Genomic DNA, 23,902 nt, shown 5'->3' with positions numbered 1-23,902 from the left:
CTTTACCCCTTTAATACACACAAATGATTACTTATATTACCAAAAAGTTCGCATTTTTCAAAGATAGATCAATAAAAAAATACAATTTAATAAAAAATAGGTCACTCTACAGTCTCTTTTAGAGGAGACACATATGATAAACATAGTTTGAAAGAGACCGAGGTGAAAACTTTGACAAAAGTAACTGTCATTATGACGAGCTATAACAAGGCGGCTTACGTCGGCAGATCGATTGAAGCGGTCTTGAAGCAGACGCTGTCAGACTTTGAACTTTTTATCATGGATGATGGATCAAACGAAAAAACCCTTGCCGTGATTGAGCCCTTTCGCAAAGATCCCCGCGTTCATTTTATCCAAAGCGGTGTTAAAACGCTGGAAGAGAGAACAGCGAAAACTCGCTACGCCGTGCTGATTAATCAAGCATTAGAACTGGCAAAAGGGGAGTATATTTCCTATGCCACAGATGACAATGTCTACGCCCCGGACCGTTTAGAGAAGCTCACTCATTATCTAGATGCCCATCCAGGTAAAGATATTGTCTATTCTAGTTCTAAAGTGATCTATTTAAATAGCAAAAAAGAGCCAGTGAAGGAAACGGTTCGGCCGGCGCAAACAGTGCAATGGAATGCCCCCTGCGCCATAGATCATTGCTCGGTCGTGCATCGTACATCCATTTTATCAAAAATTCATGAGGAATTTGGGTCTTACTGGGACGAGAGTCCGCATTTTTACCGAATAGGGGATGCCCGTTTCTTTTTCCGCTTAAATCATTTTTATCCGTTCTATCCCTTTGATGAAATATTAGATACAAATTACATTACAGAACAGTCCATTCATTATCAGCTGGCAGAAGAAGAGAAAAGTGCCTTTATTCAAGCACTTCCCGAGCAGTCCACCTGCTGGGAGCTTCGCAGTATATTAAAACAAAGACATGGGAGGTGACCTGAAGTGTCGCACTATATTCATCATTATTGGCAGGTGTACTTTGAGTATGTGAATCTGATGAAGGATTTGTCCTACAAGCAAATTCCTCTTGGGTTGATCAGTAATTTTTATCAATATATCAGTCCTGAAGTGAGGGAACGCATGGAAGATGAAGCATTCGGTCAAGAACTGACAACCGCTTGTCCATTACCGGAAGAGATTCAGCCATTTTTTGATCAGCATAAACAGCAGATCAAGCGTATTGCTTATCGTCCGGCGAATGGAAAGGTATTGCTTCACTTTGAACACCTGCGTTTTACGGAACAAAATTACATGCGGTTCCATCCAAACCAAACGGTGGTGCTCGCTCGCTGGAAGAAGGCGGATTATTACGGATTACCCGTGATCAGTAAGCCGGAATTAGCCGGAGAGGTTAATAAAGAAGCCCACGCTGAATATATTGAAAAAGCAAATGCTCTCCTTAAACCTTACGCTCACCACCCTGTCTTTGGCAATGTCTTTTTTAGAGAAAAACTGCGGAAGGACATTGTGCAATTTATTGATGTCATTGACCAGATAGAAATGCTATTTCAAATGCAGCCGATTGCAGCTGTTATTGTTGGAACGACAGAGGATGTCTACAGCCGCGTACTCGCTTTGCAAACAGTGAAACGCCAGCTTACGAGTATCTGTCTTCAACACGGCGCGCTTATGGGAGACGAAGCCTTTTTACCGATTTTTACGACTTGCCATGGGGTGTTTGGAAAGTATGAAAAGGATTGGTATGTAGACAAAGGCTGTCAGCCGGAACAGGTGGAAATCACAGGTCATCCGAGGTTTGATTTGGTGAAGGAGCGAACGCCGCTTCAACAGGATCTCATTTTTCGTAAATTGAATTTCAGTCCGGCTAAAAAGACCGTGCTTGTGGCAACGCAGCCATTTTCTGAAGCCTTTTATGGCGATGTTCTTAAAACGATCGCCAAACGGAAAGACATTCAGCTGATCATGAAGCCGCATCCTTGGGAAATTGCTCGAAATCGATTAAATGACTATGTGTCTATTGAACGAGCGGGAAATCATGTGAAATTGATTAAAAAAGAAATTGACCTGTATGACTTGCTGCCATATGTGGATATCGTGATTACGCTCACATCAACAGTTGGTCTTGAAGCCATGCTTTTTGAAAAGAGTGTGCTGATCGGGAAAATGACAGAAGGCAGAAGATACCCATATTACGAGTCGCTTGGCAGCTATCATATGGAAAACCCTGTTGAACTAGCTGAGAAAGCCATTCGTATTTTGTCGGATGAACAAGAGATGAAACTGGCAAAGCAGCAAGGAGCTCAGTTCATTAAACAACATTATCCGCATGCGCGATCTATCGATGTTCTGCTTTCTCTGCTTAAAACAAAAACTGGTGTGGATTTTCAGAGATGAAGATAGGGGTGTGCAAGCGATATGGGAAAAAAGAGAGCACAATTTCTTCCTTATGCTCTGCCTTTCATTCAGCAGGAAGAAATTGATGAAGTCATTGGAACATTAAAGTCCGGCTGGCTGTCAACTGGACCAAAAGTAAGACAGTTTGAAGAAGAATTTCAGCAGCTGACAGGTGCAAAACATGCGATCGCTGTCAATTCATGTACGGCTGCTTTATTTTTAGCGTTAAAGGCAAGAGGGATTAGGGCTGGGGATGAGGTGATTACAACCCCTCTGACATTCTGCGCAACAGCCAATACGATTATCCATACGGGAGCAGCGCCTGTATTTGTCGATATTGATCCAGCGACACTCAACCTTGATGCAGAGAAACTAGAAGCGGCGATTACACCACACACAAAAGCAATTGTTCCTGTTCACTTTGCCGGTCAATCGTGCGATATGGACCGAATTTTAGCCATTGCCAAAAAGTATGATCTATTTGTACTTGAAGATGCTGCCCACGCTCTTTACACAACGTATCACGGTCAGCCCGTTGGATCCATTGGTGATGCGACCGCTTTTAGCTTTTATGCAACGAAAAACCTAGCGACTGGTGAAGGCGGCATGCTGACAACAAATGATGATGCGCTTGCGGCTCGGATTAGAAGACTAGCGCTCCATGGGATGAGCAAGGGAGCGTGGAATCGTTATGGAGAAAAAGGAACGTGGTATTACGAGGTCGAGGAACCAGGCTATAAAATGAACATGTTTGACGTGCAGGCATCGATAGGGCTTGTTCAACTAAGCCGACTAGATGACATGCAGGCGCGGAGAGAACAGATTGCAAAAGCATACAATCAGGCTTTTCAAAAAGAAGCGGGTCTGATCCTGCCGCCTGTGCATCAAGAAGGAAGACATGCATGGCATTTGTATGTACTGCAAGTGAATCCAAAAGAAGCATTTATCACGCGTGATGAACTGATTGATCAGCTGCAAAAGGAATATAAAATCGGCACGAGTGTTCACTTTATCCCTGTTCACTTGCATCCATACTATCAAGAAACATATCACTATTCACCGGAGGATTTTCCTGAGTCACTTGCATACTACAAGCAGACGCTCTCACTGCCGCTCTATCCAAGTATGACAGATGAAGATGTGCAGGATGTTATCACAGCGGTGTTGTCTATTTTAAAAGAACAGAAGGCATTATCATGAAGGTCGTTCATGCTGTAGATGATCAGGTGCTGGCTGCTTGGCTGGAGAAATACGGTCAACAAGCGGAACAAATGAACGGCTTCAAGCAGTTTGCTCTTGTTAATGGCGCACAGCTAAAGGCAGTCCTGTTATATGAATGGTCAAAATGGGAAAGCGGCATTTTTCATCAGCATATTTTTCATGTGAAGTTTGTCGAAGCGGAGACAGCGTCTGCTTTTCAAGAATTGATGGAGCGTTTCATCAATTGGATGAGAACAGAAAAATGCGATTTTTTCTTTTTACGTCTTGAAGCGTCTGATCTTGAAAAAAACCGCATCGTCCAAAGGCTGTCACATGTGTACTATGTGGGCGGTCTCACTCGTCTTGAGGCGCCGCCTGTTCAAATGGAGATGCCATCTACAGGTGAAGATGTGGTCATCAGTCTGCCGGATGAAAAGGATTACGATGAGGCGGTGTCACTTGCTCATCAGGCTTTTGTGAAAAGCCGGTATGCACTTGATCCTTTTTTAGATCAGAATGCCGTCCAGCATTTTTTTCAGGAATGGATGAGAAACAATTTACTCGGACGTGCAGATATCAATCTCGCAGCAAAGGTGAACGATGAAGTCATTGGTTTGATTCAAGGGGTGACAAAGGGCGATGAACTGGTACTTGATTTATTGTCCATTAGAGCGGATGCACAAGGAAAAGGGATCGGAAAAAAGCTCGTGATGGCGATGATTAACGCCTCTCATGAGAGAGGGCATCGGTTTATGTCTGCCGGAACTCAGATGCATAACACAACCGCGATTCAGCTGTACGAAAAGCTGGGCTTTAGAACAAAAAATGCCTTCTTGTATTACCATGTGTGGCCGAAAAAAGGAGAGAGGTAAGATGGCGCATTTCTATATCGGAGATCGCAAAGTAGGGGATGGCGCGCCTGTCTTTATCATTGCAGAGGCAGGCATTAACCATGATGGAAAGCTGGATCAGGCGCTTGCTTTAATTGATGTGGCAAAGGAAGCAGGTGCCGATGCGGTGAAGTTTCAAATGTTTCAAGCTGATCGGATGTATCAAAAGGAACCGGGTTTGTACGAAACAGCCAAAGGGGAAGAGGTGTCTATTTTTTCTTTAGTGGAACAAATGGAGCTGCCGCCAGAATGGCTCCCGGTGTTATTGTCACGTTGCGCGGAAAAAGGGCTGATATTTTTAAGCACAGTGTGTGACGAAGAATCTGCGGATCTATTGAATCAAACCGATCCGCCGGCTTTCAAGCTGGCATCCTATGAAATCAATCATTTGCCTCTTATGCGTCACACGGCATCTTTTCAAAAGCCCATCATATTCTCAACAGCCGGGGCAACCATTTCGGATGTCCATGAAGCATATGAGGCGATTACAAGCGAGCATAATCAGCAGGTCGCTATCATGCATTGCGTAGCAAAGTATCCAGCACCTAGAGCTTACACGAATCTCCGCGTGCTTCAAACCTTAGCTGCGGCATTTCCCGAGGCAGTCATTGGCTTTTCTGATCATAGTGAGCATCCAACTGAAGCGCCTGTGGCCGCTGTGAAGCTTGGGGCAGCAATCATTGAAAAGCACTTTACAGTCGATAAAACGTTACCTGGGGCTGATCATTCCTTTGCTCTTGATCCTGAAGAATTGAAGGAAATGGTTCAGCATATTCGAGCGGCAGAAAAGCAGCGGAATCTAACAGAAGCTGACACTCATTCAGTGCCAGAGGAGCTCCTTGGCAGTTCTTATAAAACGACAACAGCTATTGAAGGCAAGATTCGTGAATTTGCGTATCGAGGCATTTTTACGACAAAAGGCATTGCGAAAGGCGAGACATTGACCGCAGAAAATCTAGCCGTGTTACGTCCAGGACAAAAAAGCCAAGGTCTGCATCCAAGGTATATGGCGGTTTTACTTGGCGCAAAGGCTGTCAGAGATATCCCAGCCCATACAGGGGTTTCGTGGAAAGATGTACTCATGCAGGAGACGCCAAATGATCAATGATGTCCTTTTTGTCATACAGGCGAGAATGGGCTCAACAAGGCTGCCAAAAAAGGTAATGAAACCGATCGGCGGTATGGCGCTGATCGACCTGATTGTTGAACGAGTAAAGCAATCAGATCATTACAATCACAAAACGCAGAACCTCATGATCGCCACAACAGTTGAGGCAGAAGATGATCTGCTGGCTCATTATTGTTTATCAAAGGGCTATAAAGTATTTCGTGGCAGTGAGGCGGATGTACTGCAGCGATTTGCGCAGATTGTCCGTCATTTTGAACCGCAAACCATTGTGCGTTTAACAGGAGATAACCCATTCATAGATCCAGTCCTTTTGTCGAAAATGCTTGAAAAACATAGACAAGAGAAGGCTGATTACACGTATACGGCTGGAACGCCACTCGGTATTTCCGGGGAAATGATCGACGCACAGATTTTAAGTGAAATCGACAATTTTCCCCTTACGCAGCCAGAGCGTGAGCATGTCACGCTCTATATCAGAAAGCATCCTGAGCAATTTCACCTGCAATTATTCACACCGCCCAAAGAACTTGCATATCCTGCTTATCGATTCACGATTGATACAGAAGAAGATTATGTGTTTGCGACCCGTTTACTAGAGAAAGCTGGCGGCTCCATTGCTGTGCCTACGGCTGAACTCATCACCATTTGCGAACAAGACCCTGATATTGTTCGGTTGAATCAATTTGTGAAACAGAAGGATGCTGAATGAACAAGAAAATCATGATTGTTGTGTATGGTGGGTTTTTAAGAGGGATGGGTCATGTCGTCAGAATGAAACGGCTGGCAAATCAACTGTTTCAAGAAGGAAACGACATATCTTTCTATACAAATGAACAGATCTGTGTAGAAATGCTCTCAGGTCCAGATTGGCACGTTCATTTGGTGCAGGAGTCGAAGGCATTCCTTCAGATGGAGCAGGACATAAAAGAGCTGAATCCAGATCTTCTGCTGATTGATGTACTTGATTGTGACCTCCAATTTCTTCAATTAGTCAAAGCATCCTCCAGCTCTGCCAGGCTGGTCTTATTCGAAGAAAAAAGAGCAGAAGCTTGTCAGCTTGCTGATGCTGTCGTGAACGGCATTTATGGCGGTCTGGACGAAAAGTACATGCAAGTAGATGGGACAGAATATTTTTATGGAACACCTTATTTATTGTTAGATCAAGAGATAAGCCGATTAAAAGACACATATGAGGTTCGAAAAGAATGCAAAAAGGTGGTCATCAGCCTTGGGGGCAGTGACCCGCGTGGATTGTTATTAAAGACTGTATCAGCAATACTCGAAGCGGACCACTTACACATTTTAGCGGTTACAGGAAAAGCCTCCCGCATTGAAGAACAAATAGAGGCTGAGCATATTCAATTCATTCGTCATACAGATCAATTACCTGCGCGTCTCTCGGAAGCTGATCTGGCAATAGTTGCTGGCGGGATGACATTATACGAGGCAGTTTGTATCGGAGTGCCCAGTATTGTCCTTTCACAAGTCGACCATCAAGCAGTGACAGCCGCTCGTTTTGCACAAAAGGGAGCGTGCCACCATCTTGGCTTAGGTGAACTTGTGGATGAAAAAGATATATGGTGTGCTGTGGAAAGACTGTCCAGCAGCTACTTTCTCCGCAGGAGCATCCATCTTAATGGACGGACACTCATTGATGGAAAAGGAATTGAACGAGTGAAAAACATTCTTATACACCTCATGAATCATCACCAAAAAGACTATAAGGATGTGTAGATGTGAAGGGAGTTATTTTAGCAGGAGGAAAGGGATCACGACTGGCGCCTTTAACGAAGATTTTCAATAAACATTTATTGCCGGTTGGTCCATATCCAATGATTTATTGGTCATTGTTCAAATTGAAGGAAGCAGGGATTTTAGATGTGATGGTCATATCACAAGAAGAACAAATCCCGTTGTTTCAAAAGCTGCTTGAAAGCGATCAGGAATTGGGGATGAACATCGTATATCAGGTACAGCCTGAAGCGTCTGGGATATCAGACGGTTTATCCTATGCAAAGCCCTTTGTCAAAGGGGAGAAGTTTGTGCTGATGCTTGGTGATAATGTATTTGAGGATTCGCTAAACCCTTTTGTTGAAGCTTTTCAGCAGCAAGATAGAGGAGCCAAGGTTCTGTTGAAAGAAGTGGCAGATCCAAAGCGATTTGGCATTGCAGAAATTGATGCCGCCCGTCAACAGATTTTATCAATAGAGGAAAAGCCGGAGCATCCGCGCTCATCCTACTGCGTCACGGGCATCTATTTTTATGATCAAGAAGTCTTTCAATATATTGAGAGAATCTCGCCGTCAGATCGAGGCGAATTAGAGATTACAGACGTGAACAATCTCTATATCTCAAATAGCCAGCTGACCTATGATATGTTAAAAGGGTGGTGGATTGATGCAGGAACACATGAATCTCTCCACGAAGCATCTGCGAAAATGTTTGAAACGATGAAGAAAAAAGAGGGATCCGAATGACGAAGTCATATTTAATTACAGGCGGAGCGGGTTTTATCGGACTGAATTTTGTGAAGCTGCTGCTTCAGGATACAAATGTCAGGCTCACCGTTTTTGATAAATTAACATATGCCAGTCATCCAGACGAGATGGATGAATTATTAAAGTTGTCTCATTTTCGGTTTATTCAAGGGGATATTACCCTTCAGCATGAGCTGGATCAAGCATTTGACGAAGTCTATGATGCGATCATTCATTTTGCGGCAGAATCGCATGTTGATCGCAGCATTGAATCGGCAGAGCCTTTTATTCAAACAAATGTCCTTGGAACGTATCGTATGCTTGAAGCTGTTTTAAAAGGAAAGGCGAAAAAGCTCATTCATATTTCAACAGATGAAGTATATGGAGATTTGGAGCCAGATGATCCTGCTTTCACAGAACAAACACCACTTTCACCGAATAATCCTTATTCAGCAAGCAAGGCGAGTTCAGACCTGCTTGTAAAATCCTTTATCCACACTTACCAATTACCCGCGATGATTACACGATGCAGCAACAATTACGGACCGTATCAGCATGAGGAAAAATTAATACCGACCATTATTAGAAAAGCAGTCAATGGAGAGAAAATCCCGATTTATGGAGACGGCCGGCAAATTCGCGATTGGCTGTATGTAGAAGACCATGCGAGAGCTGTGAAGAAGGTGCTCGAAAACGGCACAGCCGGGCAGGTATACAATATTGGCGGCGGCAATGAGAAAACAAATCTTGATTTAACCAAAACGATTCTATCGCAGCTTGGAATCAGTCATGATCAAATTGCGTTTATTCAAGACCGAAAAGGACATGACAGACGGTATGCCATTGATGCAAGTAAGCTAAAAGGCGAGCTCGGCTGGACGCAGGAGACGTCATTTGAAGAAGGTATCGAAAAAACGATCAATTGGTATCGAACCAAATACGATCAGAGCGAAGAAGGGTGACGGATGAAAGTTTTAATCACCGGTGCAGGCGGCCAATTAGGGAAAGAATTGAGCAGACAGCTCAAAGAAAAAGACATGACCGTCATTGCCTTAACGAGGAACATGCTCAATATCACAGACCAGCAGGCAGTTAGACATGCGATGAGACACTATCAGCCTGATATTGTTGTCAGTGCAGCAGCCTATACATCTGTTGATCAATGTGAAACAGAAACCGAAAAGGCGTATCTTGTGAATGGCATTGGCGCCTACTATACAGCCCTGGAAGCAAAGCGCGCAGGCGCTGATGTGTTACATGTCAGTACAGATTATGTGTTTGACGGGCAGGCGGACACCCCTTACCAAATCGATGCACAGGCAGACCCTCAAACCATTTATGGAAAGAGTAAAAAGCTTGGTGAGGAATTGATTCAGCTTGTGTCAGATGAAGTGAAAATCATTCGTACCTCGTGGCTTTATGGACATGAGGGGCATAACTTTGTGAATACCATTCTTCGGCTCGCTGAAACGAAGGATCATTTGCGCATTGTGAACGATCAAATAGGGTCTCCTACTTATACAAAGGATGCAGCTGAGGCCTTGATTCATTTGTTTGATCAGAAGGCAGGCGTGTATCATGTCAGTAATCGAGAAAGCTGTTCCTGGTTTGATTTTGCGTCAGAAATTGTGATGAAAAGCGGCCTGTCCGCCACAATTGAGCCGATTTCCACGGAAGAGTACGGCTTCCAAACGCCTCGCCCAGCCTATTCTGTCTTAGATCTTCAAGCGATTGAAGCCACAGGCTGGCAGCCGAGGCATTGGAAGGATGCACTTTACGAATATTTGCAGAAAGAAGGGAGATGGCAACAGCATGATTGATGGTGTTCAAACGAAAAAACTTATGAAACATTGTGATGACCGCGGCTTTTTTGCAGAGCTCATTCGAGATGATGAACCGATGCTGAAACGCTTTGGGCAGGCGTCATGGTCGAAAAGCTTTCCAGGCGTGATCAAAGCCTTTCATTATCATGAAAAACAAGACGACGTTTGGTTCTTCCCTGCAGGTCATGCGCAGGTCGTGTTATATGATTTGCGTGAGGACTCTCCCACAAAGGGGCAAACCGATGTGTATTATATGGGGGAAGACAATCCGATGCTGCTTCTTATCCCAAAGGGTGTCGCGCATGGCTATCGTGTACTAGGTGAGACGCCGCTGCAAATTGTGTATTTCACAACAGAATCGTATGACCCGAATAACCCAGATGAAAAGCGAATCGACTGGAATGACGAAACGATCGGGTTTAATTGGGAAACGACATTTAAATAGAGAACGGGGGGCCTTTCGCAGGAGAAAGGTCTTTTTTTGTTGAAATACATTCTATATGTGTCATTTTATGTATATGTACTAAGCTGATAAGAAAAGGGATGTGGATGAGTTTGTCTAAAAGAATTGCGTTTGTAACAGGAGCAAGTACAGGGATTGGAAAGGCCATCGCCGTAAAGCTTGCCGTTCAAGACAATGTAAAGATTATCATCAATTCTAGAAATCAATCCTCACTAGAAGAAGCGCAGCAGCACATTGGGCGTATGGCAGAAACAAAGGAGCCGGTGGCTCTTTTCTGTGGGGACATGTCAGATGAAGGAGTGAGGGCTGAGGCTTTTACGAAAATAGAAAAAGAGTTTGGCAGACTGGATGTGTTGATTAATAACATTCCAGGGGGGAAGCCGGATACCTTTGATTCGTGTGACAGCGAGCAGATGATGGCAGTATTTTCTCAAAAAGCCCTTGCGTACATTGATACGATGAAGCGTGCGGCAGCGATGATGAAACGACATGAGTATGGCCGGATCATTCAAATTGTCGGGAACCTATGGAAGGAGCCTGGCGACCAAATGTTTACGAACAGTATGATGAATGCAGCGATTATCAATGCTAGTAAAAATGCTGCCACACAGCTTGCACCTTCAGGGATCACAGTGAATTGTTTAAACCCGGGATTTATTGCTACAGATCGGTATGAACAATTTATCGGAAACATGATGCGTAAACAGGCATTATCGCGGGAAGAAGCTGTACAGGCTGTAGCGTCAGGAATTCCAATGAAAAGAGTGGGGTCAGCGAGTGAAATGGCTTCATTGGCCGCTTTTATCGCATCAGAGGAAGCCTCCTATCTTACAGGCCAACAAATATCCGTCGATGGTGGTTCGATGAAAAGTATATAACATTAAAAAACCCGCTATATGCGGGTTTTTTGATTAAAGCGAATCGGAAGGATGCGAAGCCGGTCGATAAACAGGGCAAGCTGTTCAATTGGAGCAACCATTGAGATGCGGACATGACGGCTTCCATGTGATCCAAACACACCCCCCGGCGTGACAACGACATCAGTATGTTCGAGTAAATAGTCAGCAAAAGCATGAGAATGTTCAAAATCATCAGGGATTGGAGCCCATAAATAAAAGGCGCCAGCTGGACGTTCGATGGACCATCCTAGCTGCTTTTCTGCCTGACGGATGAAAAAGTGAATTCGTTCAAGGTAGACCTCTTTTAATGATTGTATGTGACGGTCATCACTTTGCAAGGCGACAGTTGCAGCTTGTTGAAATCCGCCATACATACTGACAAACACATGATCTTGGAAGGCGTTAATGGCTTGGATGATATCCTCATTACCTACAGCAAAAGCGACTCTCCATCCTGCCATATTAAATGTTTTGGATAGAGAATATAATTCCACTCCTACGCTTTTCCCAAGAGGAGCGTTCAGAAAGCTTACGGGTTTTTGTTCATAATGAAATGAACCATAGGCAAAATCATGAATGACATGCAGTCCGTGAGCTGATGCAAAATCAGCAGCCTCTTCAAAAAATGCATCATTTGCCACAGCACCTGTTGGGTTATTGGGATAATTTAAGAAAAGAACCTTTGCCTTTTTGAGTACCTCCGGATCAATTGAAGAGAGAGTCGGCAAATAGCCATTTTTCGATTCAAGTTTGATGCAGTAGGGCTTTGCGTCTGCCATCAAGATCCCAGAATGATATTCTGGGTAGCCTGGATCGGGGACGAGGGCAACGTCCCCAGGGTCAAGCAGACACTGACTCATGACATAAAGGCCTGTTTTCCCTCCATTGAAAAGAGCAACCTCTTTCTGTGGGTCTATCTCAGGGCCGAACTCCTTTTTGTAGAAATCTGCAATGGCTTGCTTGAAAAAGTCAAAGCCTCTAAAAGGTGCATATTGCTGAAATTGCAAAGTGCCTGCTGCCTCTTGAAGGGCGCTTACGATATGTGCAGGAGTAGGAAGATCGGGATTTCCCTGACCAAGGTTTATGATGTTCGCTCCGTTTTGTGCTTTTTGCGCAATTTTCTCAAATACGGTTCCAAATTTCTGTTCTGGCAGCCGTTTAATCATGTTAGATGGTAAGATCTCCACCACGTTACCCTCTCTTTCTATCCCTTGACTAATTCATCCATTAAATGAAGGGCAGTTTGTTTCTGTAAGTTGCGGATGGATGCTGCAACATCCTGTGAGGATGACCCTTTTAACTCAAGCGACACGATGCCATTAAAGGCTTCAAATAAAGATAGATCGACAAAGGTGCCTTTGGACGGGCCAGATTCACTGACGATCACAGTATCTCCAACTAAAGCATCCTGCGGAATATGGATATGATCAATGGTGATGTGTGTGGCCTCTGCCGGTATGTGTCCGCTTTCTTTGAAATGCTGAGGGTATAAATGGCAGTCTGCTATATAATGCGTATGTCCAGAAAGCAGCTCTTTTGGCAGCTCCGCTTTTTTTCCATCGACTAATACATCGATCAGCAGCTTGGCCATATCCACCCCAAACACTTTTTTGATATTCGGAATCATATTCCAGCCAGCAAATCTAGCTGCGGATTCGATCAGTCCTGCTTCTCGATTTTTCATGAGCTTGATCTCTGTATGGGTCGCACAGTTTTCAAGGCCCAGCCCTTCATTTGCCTTCTTAGCTGCCTCAATAATGATTTGCTGGGCTTCATTGTCTAGGATCGAGGGAGTAATATGAGCCGTTTCTGTAAAACCGATTTGAGGGGTCTTGTCATGTATGACAAAAGGGATATATTCTCCCTCCACGACTAACCCTTCTACACTGACATAATCAGAATAGCCACCCTCCTGATACCAATCCTCGTAAGCACCCTCTAAATACGTTTCAGCGACAAATGGTGCTTCATATGTCACAGCGTTTGGGACGGGGATCGTTTGCAAGTAGGATTGTACGTTTAAAAAGAGATCATCACTGCCGGCTCTGTCATGAAAAAGGGTCACGCCAATGGAGCTTGCTAAATATGTAGGCTTTAAAATAAGCGGTGTCCCGATATGTTCAATAGCTTGCTGGAAATCAGCTAAAGTCGTGACAGGCTGAGTTTTCACCGCTTTGACACCAGCAGCGTTGAATGCAGCTCTCATTTGGCTTTTATCACGTGCCATTTCAGCTGCTTTTACCCCAGCGCCGCGCAGCCCCAGCCGTTCAGCGGCTTTTGCCATTGGTGCAATGAATAATTCATTATTGGTGGTGATGGCATCAGCTTTGAAAAAGGAAGCCACACGGACTAGGTCATCCACCACCTCTTCCTCTGATTTCAGATAATCATCATGTGCCCAGTAAATAGAATCAGGGTGTTCAAAAGAAGGGTGTGTCTCAAAATAATCACGATCTTTGATGACGGCAATGGAGTATTTTTCGATTAGTTCAGCGTGACCCTTTGTAATGGCAAAGGGTCTAGGGATATAGGAAACGATATGATAAGATGCCGCCACGCTTTCATAAAACATATGGGGCGGGCATCCTCCTAAGTCAGCAATGACAAGTACGGTTTTTTTACTCAATGAAAGCACTCCTTTTTATCTAGCGGTGTATCCGCCATCTGCTGTGACAACACTTCCAGTCATATAGCTGGATAGATCAGAGGCGAGAAACAGCATCACGCCCGCAATTTCTTCGGGTTTTCCGAGACGAAGCAAGGGATTCACCTTTGCTTTTTCCTTTTTAACAACCTCAAGACTTTCTGAATGATTGTCTAAAAAGGATTTTTCATTTAATGGCGTATCAATGATCCCTGGGGCGATACAATTCACCCTGATTTGATGAGCGGCATAGTCGATCGCCATCGATTTGGTGAGCTGGATGACACCGCCCTTCGTTGCGTTGTATGCAGGAATGTCAGGCCAGCCAACGAGACCTCCGACAGATCCAGTATTAATAATACTTCCGCTTTTCTTTTCAAGCATATGCGGCAATGTATGCTTACTCATAAGAAATACACCAGTCAGGTTGACCTGTAGAATGTGGTTCCAATCCTCCAGTGTCATCTCGTGAATAGGTGAGACAATTTCGATGCCTGCATTGTTAATCAAAACATCAATTGTCCCGAATTGGCTCAGCACGGATTGAACGGTTTTTTGACAGTCAGACTCATTCGTAATATCTGTTTTGAAAAACGCAGCATGTTCATGAGGCAATGATTCAATGAGTTGTTTACCGCTATCTTCATTGATATCAGCCACTGCTACTTTTGCTCCGTGCTCAAAGAAAAGCTTGACGGCGGCAAGCCCAATCCCAGACGCACCTCCTGTAATCAGGACGACTTTTCCGGCAATGTTCATTTCTTCACCTTAGACGCTTTTGGCTTTAAGCGGTTATAGCGTGGAGGGAAGAAGAGATTAATAGACTTTGATGCTTCTGGCTTTGGATTAATGGCGCCGTGATCTTCTTTTGAATCACAGAAGTAGGTCGTGCCAAATTCCATCTTTTCTGTAAAGCCTTCAATCGTCATATCGTACCCACCGCTAATGCAAATCCCGATTTGTTCATTACGGTGCTTATGAAAAGGCATTTCCCCGCCATTTCCCGGAATGTTGGCAATCATAAGCTCCATCCAGTCCTCCACAAAAAAAGTCACTTCCATGCCAGGAAGTAAATCACGCGTTTTGAAAATGTCTAAGAAATAAGTAGGAGGAGCCGTATATTCCTCGCCATCTTTCAATCTCTTAATATCAATGGCGATCACTTCTTCATCTGTCAGATTCGATGCGCCGTGAGGAACGAATGGTGGTGCAATATAGGCTGATTCTAATGGGGTGAGCAATTGGGTCGATTGGCCGACCGTCATTTGAAGCTCGCCTTTTAATACGATGCCGATTTGTGCTTCTGGATGCTCATGAGGTTCGATGATCGTGTGAGGAGGGACGTATGAAATTAACACTTCCGTATCGCCTCTGACAGTAGAATATTGGATGACACCATTATCCCATTCTCGTTTTTTCGCTTGAGGAAAATATAATTCTTGCACCTTTTGTTCAGTTGTCATGTTACATCTCTCCTTTTCCGAATATAGACCAGCTCATAGGAATGCTTTTAAATGTTCGAATGAAGGTGAGGCCGTATGTAGCTCTAGCCACCTCATTGGTTAAAGCGAAATCAAATTCGCCGTCTCTGACTTTTTGTGCGGCTGTACTTGTAGAATTGACAAGCTCAAATTCAGCATTTTGATGAATAAAATATTGAATCAAATTCACAGGTGCAGGATGAGAAACAATTTTTAAATGGTGAAGCATTTGTTCTTGAAAGGGGAAATCTGGTCTGACAGCCAAACCATACATGGGCGTGTCACATCTGAATATTTGTAAAAGCTGAAGGTCAGGTCTCATGTAGAAGTGTTTAATTCCTTCGTATGCGTGTGGAACGAGAGTGTATTGGAGTGCGTTAGAGAGAGTATGTTCAATGCAAGTTTCGAATGTGTCGTAAAGGGATAGTTTCGTATGAGTGCCGAGTGTAGTGGTGGAATGAGAGATGAAATGTTTTGCTGCATATTCACTGCTTGTCCCCTTAGGGCCTAATGTATTGACTGTAAACATCTTAGGTGAAACGATGGGCTCTTCTTTGAAATGAAAAACATCATTCTTTAAGATCATGTTTACCTTACCATCCAATCTTTTTCAAATTTTTACTAGATTATAAAAAATAAAATTGGTAATTGTCAACAAAATTTATAAAAAATGTATTTTATGATGATATTAAAAATTGATCTAAAAAACTGCACATATCGAGATGTGCAGTGAAATGAGCTCACGTTTCAAATGTGTTTTTATGTTTCTGCTGTAAGGTTTTTTCACGTTTATAGCTGACGAAGCTGATGAGAAAACCAACAAGCGTAATGAGTGCACATACAAGCCCTACTGTATGATAGCCGAAATGGACATAAACAGGTCCCATCAGAGCTGATCCAAGCATTACGGCAAGATTGGAAGCAAGGCTGTAAAAAGCCATCACTTTGCCTCGGTGGGTTTGGGAGCAGTCGCTCAGGACGGTGCTCAAAAGCGTGACAGATAAACTTTGCATGGCACCCCAAATAAATAAAGCAAAAATGAGCAATGTCCATGAGAACGGTGCATAAGGAAGTAAGGCAAGAACAAGCGTAATGCCGCCCAGCACAAAGTAAAGTGAACGTGTTTTGCCAAACCAATCTGCTAATTTCCCGGTAAACATACTCATGGAAAAGCCAACACCATAAGCCATGATCAGAAGTCCAGCTGTTGATTGCCCTCCGGAAAACAGACTTTGCAAGTATGCTCCTAAAAATGAGTACATGCCATAAAATCCAAGCATGTTACAAAATGTCACGGTCAAATAGGCAGGGACTCGGTCGATTTTTAAAGCCCCCCATAAAGAGCCTGATTTCTCCCTAGTTTGAGGTGCCTTTGAAGCAGCTGTTGTGACTTGTTTTCGAGATTCAAGGATGACGAGCAGCAGAACAACGAGACTCATCATGGCAAAAATCCAAAATGTCCAGCGCCAGTTCAAACTTTGACCGATAAAGGCGCCAATGGGCACACCAAGGACAAGAGAAAGAGACCAGCTCGATACAATGAGTCCCATCACTTTGCCGCGATACTCGTATGGAACCCGGTCGCCCACAAGAGCATAGGCTGTTGGCACAAATACACCAGTCGCCAGCCCAGAAATAGCACGGCCTGCAAAAAACACGGCCAAATTTGGGGCAGCAGCACACATCACTGTTCCAATCAAAAAGAAAGACAGCCCAATAATCAAACACAGCTCTCTTGAATACCGGTCCCCTAAAGGAACGAGCAGCGGAGCTCCAACCAGCACAGCTAACCCATAAATGCTGATGGAAAGAGCGAGAATATCAAGAGAGTGCTGAAAGGAGTTTGATAAATCAGGCAGCAGTGGTGAAATCACCAGCTCTTCCGATCCCGCAGCAAAAACGCCAAGTGTGAGTGCGATGGCAAGTGTGATGGGAAATGTTTTAGAAGCCTGGCTGTCTAAAGATTCTTTCATCAAGTAATCCCTCCATACTTGCTTTTTCATTCAATTCCGTTAAAATAAATTCTACCATTATTTAGTTTTATTTTACATTTCATATCATAAGTATTATCATCAAATACTTTTCAAATGGAACGATTTTTGGATAGGAGAGGTACGAATGAAAATCACCGATGTAGATGTGCATATTTTAAATGAATTGAGAGAAGATGCCCGCTTATCCATGAGGGAATTGTCCAAACGAGTGAATTTATCAGCACCTGCGGTAGCAGAAAGAGTGCGTAAATTAGAGGATGCAGGGATTATCGAAGGGTATTCTGTTCAGGTCAATTATAAAAAATTAGGGCTTCTGATTGACTGCCTGCTGGAAGTTACGGTGTTAAATGGGGAGTATCAGCGTTTTGTGGCTTTTATGAATGAGCATCCACGCGCCTTTTTTGCTTATCGAGTGGCAGGTCAGTCTTGCTTTTTCATTAAGCTGTCAGTTTCTTCTCTTGAAGAAATTGAAGCCTTTATTCAAGAAGTATCTGGATTTACAAAAACCGTCTCCCATATTGTCTTGTCAGAGCACTCTTTTTCCCATCCCATTCAGGAACGTGTGAAACCAATAGAAGAGCCAGAAATGACCGTGGTGAAATAAAAAGTTTCAGATTGTTGACAAAGGGCTAAAATGATTTTTATTTTAGCCCTTTGTATTCTTTTCAGCTTTTTATGCTGAAATATTCGTATAGTAATAATTTGAGATTAAAGGAGTTAATTCTTTTGAAGCTTTTAAAGGTAATAGATTACGCAGCATTAATGGATATGCACAGAACAAGAAGCAAAGAAAGTCACTATAATCATTTGCCTATTGACGTAGGTAACAGGGATCGTTTTTTTAGTGCTCAGCCAATTGATTTACAATTTCATATCGATAACCATACAGCAAACTTAAAAAGTGGAATATTTTCTTTTCATTCTAGCATCAAATCTGGTGAAGATAAGAATGACAAGGTTTCGGTGGAAGTGTTTTTACGAAAAGAGTCAAAGCACAAGCCTAATGTAATCTTTGTACATGGATGGAGAATGGATTCATACGACAGAATCAAGAAGATTTTTCACGATAAAATTGTTAAAAATTATGATTGGAATATGTATTACTACACGCTGCCTTATCATTTCGATAGGGAACCACAAAATTCAACATATTCTGGTGAACACATGATTAGCGCCAATATAAGTCGAACCGTGCAATCCTCCCAGCAAGCTATTGTTGAACTTAGAGGGCTGATTAAATGGATCAAGGAAAATGAAGGTGGGGACATAATCGTAGTTGGTATTAGTTTAGGAGGGTGGCTAACAAACTTATTAGCAACAGTCGAGAAAGACGTGAATATTATTGTATCAGTTTTTTATGCGAACAATATTGCGCATTCCATCTGGAACACTCTTCCTGGGAAGTATATACGAAGAGATCTGGAGGAACATGGGACAACGTATGAAGAACTCGACAAAGCTTGGGATATTATGAACCCTAGTAAAGCAAAACTTCTCTTAGAAAAAGAAAATGTACTCTTAATATCAGGAAAATATGACATGTATATCGACATAAACGATGCTGATACTCTGTGGAATAGCTGGGATCAACCTAAAAGGCACGTATACAGTTGTGGGCATGCTGGAATTGTACTATCTAGAAATAGAATAGCAGCCGACACACTTCAATTTATTGAAAGCAGGCTAAAGAAATAAAATGATGTTCATCCTAACTGCATTGTTGTGGGCCATGAGTTTAGTTTTGTTTCTTACTTATCCTGAAAATGAAGATGTGATCACCTTTCTAAACAAATACATAAAAAAGCTTCGGAGAGATCCGAAGCCTTAAGGGTTTATCATACATGGAAATAAGACGCCAGCTGCTCGTTTGCTAATCGGTTTCCAACAAAGAAGGAACCAAATTCGCCGTAGCGTGCACTGACTTCATCAAAGCGCATTTCATAAACCAATTTTTTAAATTGAAGCACATCATCAGAGAAAAGGGTAACGCCCCACTCATAATCATCAAAACCAACAGAACCTGTAATGATCTGTTTTACTTTCCCAGCATAGCTTCGGCCAATTAAGCCGTGGCTTCTCATAAGAGATTTACGCTCATCCATGGAAAGCATGTACCAGTTGTCATTGCCAGAACGTCTTTTATCCATTGGATAGAAGCACACGTATTGAGAAGAAGGAAGCTCTGGATATAAGCGAGCACGTACATGCGGGTTCTCGTAAGGATCTCCGCCATCGCCGCCTCCTGCTAAGTAGTTGCTGAGCTCAACAACTGAAACATAAGAATAAGCTGGAATCGTAAACTCTGCTAGCCGTGTCTTGTTGAATTCGAGTTCAATTTCACCTAGTTCTTCCATTGTCGGACGTAAAATCATGAGCATAATATCTGCTTTTTGGCCGACAATACTATAGATTGTTTGGCTCCCAGCCTTATCATGCTCAGCTGTTTTCCATTTTTCCAATAGACCTGTGAATTCATGAATGATGGCTTGGCGCTCATCACTTGTCAGCAGCTTCCAAGCTGTCCAGTCAATTGTTCTAAAATCATGCAGTGCATACCAGCCATCTAGTGTTTGAGCTGCTTCATTTGTTGTATGTTGTTCGCTCATTTCTTTCACTCCTATTAACAGTTTTCCATCTGTTCCAACTATAACATAGTTTGTCCAAATGGAGATGTGATCAAAACTTGAACGAGGAAAACAGCTTTTATCAAAATTGATTAAATTAGTTTGAAAAATAAGAATTTAATTTGTAAGCGCTATAATATAAGTTGGTAGTTTGAATTTAGGTAGAAGAAGAGTATGCTTAAAAGAGAACGCTTTTTTTGTAAAATCAAGGAGGGTATTGAAGTGGCAGATATTTTTTCAACAGTTCAGGAAAAGGTTGCAGGTAAAGGAGTAAAGATCGTTTTTCCTGAGGGAATGGACGAACGCATTCTAACAGCCGTTCAAAAATTAGCAGATGGCAAAGTATTGCAGCCAATTGTGGTAGGAAAAAAACAAGAAGTTGAAGCAAAAGCAAAAGAACTAGGTCTTACACTTGATGGTGTTGACGTGTATGATCCTCATACATATGAAGGTTTTGAAGAGCTTGTACAAGCTTTCGTAGAAAGACGTAAAGGCAAAGCAACAGAAGAGCAAGCAAGAAAAGCATTACTAGATGAAAACTACTTCGGTACAATGCTTGTGTATAAAGGTCTTGCAGACGGACTTGTGAGCGGTGCGGCACACTCAACTGCTGACACAGTGCGTCCAGCACTTCAAATCATTAAAACAAAAGAAGGCGTAAAGAAAACATCTGGCGTCTTCATCATGGCTCGCGGCGAAGAGCAATATGTGTTTGCTGATTGCGCAATCAACATTGCACCAGACAGCCAAGATCTAGCTGAAATTGCGATCGAAAGTGCAAACACAGCAAAAATGTTTGATATCGAACCACGTGTGGCAATGCTTAGCTTCTCTACAAAAGGCTCAGCAAAATCAGACGAAACAGAAAAAGTATCTGAAGCAGTTCGCATTGCAAAAGAAAAGGCACCTGAGCTTGTACTTGATGGAGAATTCCAATTCGATGCAGCTTTCGTTCCTTCAGTAGCAGCGAAAAAAGCGCCAGATTCCGTCATCAAAGGCGACGCCAGCGTATTTGTTTTCCCTAGCCTCGAAGCTGGAAACATTGGCTACAAAATTGCACAGCGCTTAGGTAACTTTGAAGCTGTAGGTCCTATCCTTCAAGGTTTAAACCAGCCAGTAAACGATCTATCAAGAGGCTGTAATGCCGAAGACGTTTACAACCTTGCGCTTATCACAGCAGCTCAAGCACTATAATGATCTCGACAAAGGCAGCCAGTACGATAGATTCGTGCTGGCTGTTTTTTTGATGACAAATGTGTACAATATAGGGGAAAAGAAAAAATTTTGATCGTAGATAAAGCCGATAGAATGGGCAGGTGCTATAATGGACGATTTAATACATAAGCTTCAGCATAAGGTCGCGGGATTAACCGAGGCACAAAGGAGAATTGCAGATTATATCGTGCAAAATCCAATGGAGGTTGCGTTTTTAACTGTAGATAAATTGGCGTCAAAAGTAGGGACGAGTACAGCGACCATCATGAGATTCTCTGCTGCTGTAGGGTATTCCGGTTTCTCCGAGCTTCAAAAAGAGCTTCAATCAAATATGAAGCATAAAGCTGCCCCTCAAACGAGACTTGAAGCGAACCTCAAACATTCAAATAAAAGTAAGCTCCTGCATAATCATGTTGAGCTGCAATTTCAAAATATCCAGTACGCTTTAGACAATATCACGGAAGAAACCTTTCAGCATATTGTTGAAAAAATAGCCAGCTCCCGCCAGGTTCTGTGTACAAGTGTTCGAAGCGGAAGACCTGTCGGCGAGTATCTGTCACTCGGAATCAATCGGCTGTTGGGGAACTGTCAATATATTGATGCAGACAAAAGTGACTGGGTGGATGATCTCGTTCATTTTCAATCTGATGATTTCATTATAGCGGTCAGCTATCCCCGCTATGCAAAGCGTATGAAGGATTTGCTGGAGGCAGCGAAGTCATATGGGGTGGAAGTGCTTTTAATTACAGACAGCTACAGCTCTCCACTAACAAAGTATGCACAATATGTATTGCCATGTTCCTCAGCAAGTGTGAGCTCTCATAACTCTGTCGTATCTGCTATCTTTATCGTAGATTATATTTTAAGTGCCTTAGCCATTAATGATCCTGAAAGAACAAAACCACGTTTAGATCAAATCAATCATATGTTAACGAAAATGAGTTATCACACAACACATTAGTCGTGTGGTGACTCATTTTTTTAATTTGATTTTTTTGAAAGCGCTTTACTAAATAAAATCGAGATGGTATGATCGTATCACAAAAGTAATAAATATTACTTTAATTATATTAAATGTAATGAATATAACTAAAAGGGGATGATGGAAACTATGAGTACTGTTCAATTCGTGTCAAATGATCTAATAGATCGGGCAAGAAAGCTTAACTCGACCTTGCTGTCAGACGTGATGGGATGCACCGGCGCGATGGATCATCAAATTAAACCAGTTGCAAGAGGCATGGATGTAGCAGGTACAGCTTTTACCGTCAGCTTACGGCCAGGGGATAATTTATTTCTTCATCAAGCGATCTACTCTGCGAAAGAAGGAGATGTACTGATTGTTGATGGAAAAGACCATAAGGGCCATGCATATTTAGGGGAATTGATGGCAGGGGCAGCAAAGGCTGTAGGAATAGAAGGAATCGTGATTGACGGGCTTGTTCGCGACAAACTCGCTTTAGAGGAGCTGGCTTTTCCGATCTACAGTAAGGGGTTTATGCCAAATGGACCTTTTAAAGATGGTCCTGGGGAATTGAATCAAACCATCTCGTGCGGTGGTGTCAAAGTAGCACCAGGTGATTTAGTCATTGCAGACGATGATGGAGTCGTCATCGTTCCAAAGGAAAAAGCGGAACACCTGCTGACGCTAGCGGAAGAGAAACAAGCGTATGAAAATCATAGATTACAAACGATTCAACAGTATATGAACGAAGGAAAGCAAGACATCAGTCTCTTAGCACCGGCATGGCTGGAAGGCAGAATGAAAAAATATCAAGGATAGGGGAATCTGTGATGAAGATAGGCTTTATTGGATATGGAGAAGCGGCATATGAGCTGTCAACAGGATTGAAAACAGAAGGATTAGATCAATTTTATGCGTATGATGTACTATTACAAAATGAGAAATTGGCTGGCGCATTGAAAGAAAAAGCATCGCAGACAGGAGTTCAATTAACCAGCAGTATTAGCGAAGTCATTGAGAAATCTGATATTGTCATTGCCGCTGTGCCAGCGAATAAAACCTTAGAAGTGGCCCAATCCGTATCGGGAAGTTTGAAAGAGGATCAATTATATGTAGATGTATCGGCATCAACACCAGACATCAAAAAACAAGTGGCAAACGAAATTGAAAAGCAAAAAGCTCTATTCGTAGATGCTGCCATGCTAGGGCCTCTTCCAGTCAACAAACACAAGGTTCCGATCACGGCAAGCGGCAGTGGAACTGACCAATTCATGAAAGTAATGAATGCTTATGGCATGAATATCACAAAAATCAGTGACCAGCCAGGAGATGCTTCGGCTTTGAAGCTGATCAGAAGCGTTTATATGAAGGGAATCGTTGGTCTCATGGTTGAATTTTTGGAAATTTCAAAAAAGTATAGTGTGGAACATCAAGTGATTTCTTCTCTAAGCGATACAATGGATAGCAAAAGTTTTGAAGAGACCATGAACCGTCTTGTGACAGGGAGTGCACTTCATGCGAAAAGACGAGCGATCGAGCTGCTTGGCTCTATTGACATGCTGAATGAAGCAGAGGTTGATGCCAGTATGTCTCGGGCAGCACAACAAAAGCTTGAGAGATTAGCAGATTTTCAATTCGTAGAACGGTTTAATGGGAAAAAGCCGGCCAGCTGGGAAGAAGTCATTGACGTGATGCAGCAGGGGCAATAAATTGTAAGCGTTTTATTGAACAAAGGGGA

The 23,902-nt window shown here is 42.9% G+C and carries 25 protein-coding genes; 18 read left to right on the top strand and 7 right to left on the bottom strand.

The genetic code is table 11. From position 1 onward, the window contains the following. Window positions 1-171 precede the first annotated feature (171 nt). From NSS80_RS18475 to NSS80_RS18420, 12 genes are all read left to right on the top strand, one after another. On the top strand, window positions 172-942 hold the full coding sequence (locus NSS80_RS18475) for a glycosyltransferase family 2 protein (RefSeq protein WP_208946277.1): 771 nt from the start codon (window positions 172-174) through the stop codon (window positions 940-942). A gap of 6 nt (window positions 943-948) precedes the next feature. Then, window positions 949-2,361, top strand: coding sequence for a CDP-glycerol glycerophosphotransferase family protein (locus NSS80_RS18470; RefSeq protein WP_073207818.1), 1,413 nt, complete (start codon window positions 949-951; stop codon window positions 2,359-2,361). A 21-nt stretch (window positions 2,362-2,382) separates the two neighbouring features. Then, complete coding sequence (locus NSS80_RS18465; protein ID WP_041115442.1) at window positions 2,383-3,561, top strand: DegT/DnrJ/EryC1/StrS family aminotransferase; 1,179 nt, start codon at window positions 2,383-2,385, stop codon at window positions 3,559-3,561. After that, window positions 3,558-4,433, top strand: a complete 876-nt coding sequence (locus NSS80_RS18460) for a GNAT family N-acetyltransferase (protein ID WP_211043660.1) — start codon at window positions 3,558-3,560, stop codon at window positions 4,431-4,433. The genes NSS80_RS18465 and NSS80_RS18460 overlap by 4 nt, the downstream gene beginning before the upstream one ends. Before the next feature lies 1 nt (window position 4,434). Beyond that, window positions 4,435-5,559, top strand: a complete 1,125-nt coding sequence (locus NSS80_RS18455; RefSeq protein ID WP_061110222.1) for an N-acetylneuraminate synthase family protein — start codon at window positions 4,435-4,437, stop codon at window positions 5,557-5,559. Further along, window positions 5,549-6,289 carry a glycosyltransferase family protein gene (locus tag NSS80_RS18450; protein ID WP_061110221.1) on the top strand — a complete coding sequence of 247 codons (741 nt, stop codon included), beginning with the start codon at window positions 5,549-5,551 and terminating at the stop codon, window positions 6,287-6,289. The genes NSS80_RS18455 and NSS80_RS18450 overlap by 11 nt, the downstream gene beginning before the upstream one ends. Further along, complete coding sequence (locus NSS80_RS18445) at window positions 6,286-7,314, top strand: glycosyltransferase (protein WP_081125014.1); 1,029 nt, start codon at window positions 6,286-6,288, stop codon at window positions 7,312-7,314. Before NSS80_RS18450 ends, NSS80_RS18445 begins: the two co-directional genes overlap by 4 nt. Window positions 7,315-7,316: 2 nt before the next feature. Beyond that, window positions 7,317-8,057, top strand: a complete 741-nt coding sequence (locus NSS80_RS18440) for a sugar phosphate nucleotidyltransferase (RefSeq protein ID WP_041115453.1) — start codon at window positions 7,317-7,319, stop codon at window positions 8,055-8,057. Further along, on the top strand, window positions 8,054-9,019 hold the full coding sequence (rfbB, locus tag NSS80_RS18435) for a dTDP-glucose 4,6-dehydratase (RefSeq protein WP_061110218.1): 966 nt from the start codon (window positions 8,054-8,056) through the stop codon (window positions 9,017-9,019). Before NSS80_RS18440 ends, rfbB begins: the two co-directional genes overlap by 4 nt. Before the next feature lie 3 nt (window positions 9,020-9,022). After that, window positions 9,023-9,877: a dTDP-4-dehydrorhamnose reductase gene (gene rfbD, locus NSS80_RS18430; RefSeq protein WP_034281275.1), complete on the top strand. Its 855-nt coding sequence runs from the start codon at window positions 9,023-9,025 to the stop codon at window positions 9,875-9,877. After that, window positions 9,870-10,325, top strand: coding sequence for a dTDP-4-dehydrorhamnose 3,5-epimerase family protein (locus tag NSS80_RS18425; protein WP_342498379.1), 456 nt, complete (start codon window positions 9,870-9,872; stop codon window positions 10,323-10,325). Before rfbD ends, NSS80_RS18425 begins: the two co-directional genes overlap by 8 nt. A gap of 104 nt (window positions 10,326-10,429) precedes the next feature. Further along, window positions 10,430-11,221, top strand: a complete 792-nt coding sequence (locus NSS80_RS18420) for an SDR family oxidoreductase (RefSeq protein ID WP_342498378.1) — start codon at window positions 10,430-10,432, stop codon at window positions 11,219-11,221. Window positions 11,222-11,235: 14 nt separating this feature from the next. Here the strand turns inward: NSS80_RS18420 and NSS80_RS18415 are convergent, their stop codons facing one another. From NSS80_RS18415 to NSS80_RS18390, 6 genes are all read right to left on the bottom strand, one after another. Next, entirely contained in the window at window positions 11,236-12,429 is a 1,194-nt protein-coding gene (locus tag NSS80_RS18415; RefSeq protein ID WP_342498377.1) for a pyridoxal phosphate-dependent aminotransferase, read from the bottom strand. Between the two features lie 17 nt (window positions 12,430-12,446). Further along, window positions 12,447-13,868, bottom strand: a complete 1,422-nt coding sequence (locus NSS80_RS18410; RefSeq protein ID WP_326483494.1) for an ATP-grasp domain-containing protein — start codon at window positions 13,866-13,868, stop codon at window positions 12,447-12,449. Window positions 13,869-13,883: 15 nt separating this feature from the next. After that, entirely contained in the window at window positions 13,884-14,645 is a 762-nt protein-coding gene (locus NSS80_RS18405) for a glucose 1-dehydrogenase (RefSeq protein ID WP_342498376.1), read from the bottom strand. After that, a complete protein-coding gene (locus tag NSS80_RS18400; RefSeq protein WP_326483493.1) occupies window positions 14,642-15,349 on the bottom strand; it encodes a cupin domain-containing protein in 708 nt (235 codons plus the stop codon). The genes NSS80_RS18405 and NSS80_RS18400 overlap by 4 nt, the downstream gene beginning before the upstream one ends. A gap of 1 nt (window position 15,350) precedes the next feature. Next, on the bottom strand, window positions 15,351-15,953 hold the full coding sequence (locus NSS80_RS18395; RefSeq protein ID WP_024423797.1) for a bacilysin biosynthesis protein BacA: 603 nt from the start codon (window positions 15,951-15,953) through the stop codon (window positions 15,351-15,353). 154 nt (window positions 15,954-16,107) lie between these two features. Then, window positions 16,108-17,340, bottom strand: coding sequence for an MFS transporter (locus tag NSS80_RS18390; protein WP_342498375.1), 1,233 nt, complete (start codon window positions 17,338-17,340; stop codon window positions 16,108-16,110). Between the two features lie 145 nt (window positions 17,341-17,485). Here NSS80_RS18390 and NSS80_RS18385 point away from each other — a divergent pair, with 145 nt between their 5' ends. Continuing rightward, on the top strand, window positions 17,486-17,965 hold the full coding sequence (locus NSS80_RS18385; protein ID WP_034281269.1) for an Lrp/AsnC family transcriptional regulator: 480 nt from the start codon (window positions 17,486-17,488) through the stop codon (window positions 17,963-17,965). Window positions 17,966-18,087: 122 nt separating this feature from the next. Next, window positions 18,088-19,056 (top strand): alpha/beta hydrolase, encoded by a 969-nt coding sequence (locus NSS80_RS18380; RefSeq protein ID WP_317221773.1) that lies wholly within the window; start codon window positions 18,088-18,090, stop codon window positions 19,054-19,056. A gap of 140 nt (window positions 19,057-19,196) precedes the next feature. Here the strand turns inward: NSS80_RS18380 and hemQ are convergent, their stop codons facing one another. Then, a complete protein-coding gene (gene hemQ / locus NSS80_RS18375) occupies window positions 19,197-19,967 on the bottom strand; it encodes a hydrogen peroxide-dependent heme synthase (protein WP_034281267.1) in 771 nt (256 codons plus the stop codon). Between the two features lie 240 nt (window positions 19,968-20,207). Here hemQ and pta point away from each other — a divergent pair, with 240 nt between their 5' ends. From pta to NSS80_RS18355, 4 genes are all read left to right on the top strand, one after another. Continuing rightward, window positions 20,208-21,179 carry a phosphate acetyltransferase gene (gene pta, locus NSS80_RS18370; RefSeq protein ID WP_024423792.1) on the top strand — a complete coding sequence of 324 codons (972 nt, stop codon included), beginning with the start codon at window positions 20,208-20,210 and terminating at the stop codon, window positions 21,177-21,179. A 130-nt stretch (window positions 21,180-21,309) separates the two neighbouring features. Next, entirely contained in the window at window positions 21,310-22,161 is an 852-nt protein-coding gene (locus tag NSS80_RS18365; protein WP_041115469.1) for a MurR/RpiR family transcriptional regulator, read from the top strand. A 150-nt stretch (window positions 22,162-22,311) separates the two neighbouring features. Next, window positions 22,312-22,983: an RraA family protein gene (locus tag NSS80_RS18360; RefSeq protein ID WP_317221774.1), complete on the top strand. Its 672-nt coding sequence runs from the start codon at window positions 22,312-22,314 to the stop codon at window positions 22,981-22,983. Window positions 22,984-22,994: 11 nt separating this feature from the next. Then, window positions 22,995-23,873, top strand: coding sequence for a prephenate dehydrogenase/arogenate dehydrogenase family protein (locus NSS80_RS18355; protein WP_317221775.1), 879 nt, complete (start codon window positions 22,995-22,997; stop codon window positions 23,871-23,873). Window positions 23,874-23,902: the final 29 nt, after the last annotated feature.

Origin of the sequence: Bacillus sp. FSL M8-0350 (assembly GCF_038593345.1) — a bacterium.
GTDB lineage: Bacteria > Bacillota > Bacilli > Bacillales > Bacillaceae > Bacillus > Bacillus safensis.
This window is presented reverse-complemented; position numbering and strand designations above follow the sequence as displayed.

Excerpts from the sequence above, each read along its gene's own strand:
- NSS80_RS18400 (WP_326483493.1), bottom strand. The coding sequence starts at position 15,349 with ATGACAACTGAACAAAAGGTGCAAGAATTATATTTTCCTCAAGCGAAA.
- NSS80_RS18425 (WP_342498379.1), top strand. The coding sequence starts at position 9,870 with ATGATTGATGGTGTTCAAACGAAAAAACTTATGAAACATTGTGATGAC.
- NSS80_RS18420 (WP_342498378.1), top strand. The coding sequence starts at position 10,430 with ATGAGTTTGTCTAAAAGAATTGCGTTTGTAACAGGAGCAAGTACAGGG.
- NSS80_RS18450 (WP_061110221.1), top strand. The coding sequence starts at position 5,549 with ATGATCAATGATGTCCTTTTTGTCATACAGGCGAGAATGGGCTCAACA.
- NSS80_RS18455 (WP_061110222.1), top strand. The coding sequence starts at position 4,435 with ATGGCGCATTTCTATATCGGAGATCGCAAAGTAGGGGATGGCGCGCCT.
- NSS80_RS18365 (WP_041115469.1), top strand. The coding sequence starts at position 21,310 with ATGGACGATTTAATACATAAGCTTCAGCATAAGGTCGCGGGATTAACC.
- NSS80_RS18390 (WP_342498375.1), bottom strand. The coding sequence starts at position 17,340 with ATGAAAGAATCTTTAGACAGCCAGGCTTCTAAAACATTTCCCATCACA.
- NSS80_RS18395 (WP_024423797.1), bottom strand. The coding sequence starts at position 15,953 with ATGATCTTAAAGAATGATGTTTTTCATTTCAAAGAAGAGCCCATCGTT.
- NSS80_RS18355 (WP_317221775.1), top strand. The coding sequence starts at position 22,995 with ATGAAGATAGGCTTTATTGGATATGGAGAAGCGGCATATGAGCTGTCA.
- NSS80_RS18465 (WP_041115442.1), top strand. The coding sequence starts at position 2,383 with ATGGGAAAAAAGAGAGCACAATTTCTTCCTTATGCTCTGCCTTTCATT.
- NSS80_RS18360 (WP_317221774.1), top strand. The coding sequence starts at position 22,312 with ATGAGTACTGTTCAATTCGTGTCAAATGATCTAATAGATCGGGCAAGA.
- rfbD (WP_034281275.1), top strand. The coding sequence starts at position 9,023 with ATGAAAGTTTTAATCACCGGTGCAGGCGGCCAATTAGGGAAAGAATTG.
- NSS80_RS18445 (WP_081125014.1), top strand. The coding sequence starts at position 6,286 with ATGAACAAGAAAATCATGATTGTTGTGTATGGTGGGTTTTTAAGAGGG.
- rfbB (WP_061110218.1), top strand. The coding sequence starts at position 8,054 with ATGACGAAGTCATATTTAATTACAGGCGGAGCGGGTTTTATCGGACTG.
- hemQ (WP_034281267.1), bottom strand. The coding sequence starts at position 19,967 with ATGAGCGAACAACATACAACAAATGAAGCAGCTCAAACACTAGATGGC.
- NSS80_RS18405 (WP_342498376.1), bottom strand. The coding sequence starts at position 14,645 with ATGAACATTGCCGGAAAAGTCGTCCTGATTACAGGAGGTGCGTCTGGG.
- NSS80_RS18460 (WP_211043660.1), top strand. The coding sequence starts at position 3,558 with ATGAAGGTCGTTCATGCTGTAGATGATCAGGTGCTGGCTGCTTGGCTG.
- NSS80_RS18385 (WP_034281269.1), top strand. The coding sequence starts at position 17,486 with ATGAAAATCACCGATGTAGATGTGCATATTTTAAATGAATTGAGAGAA.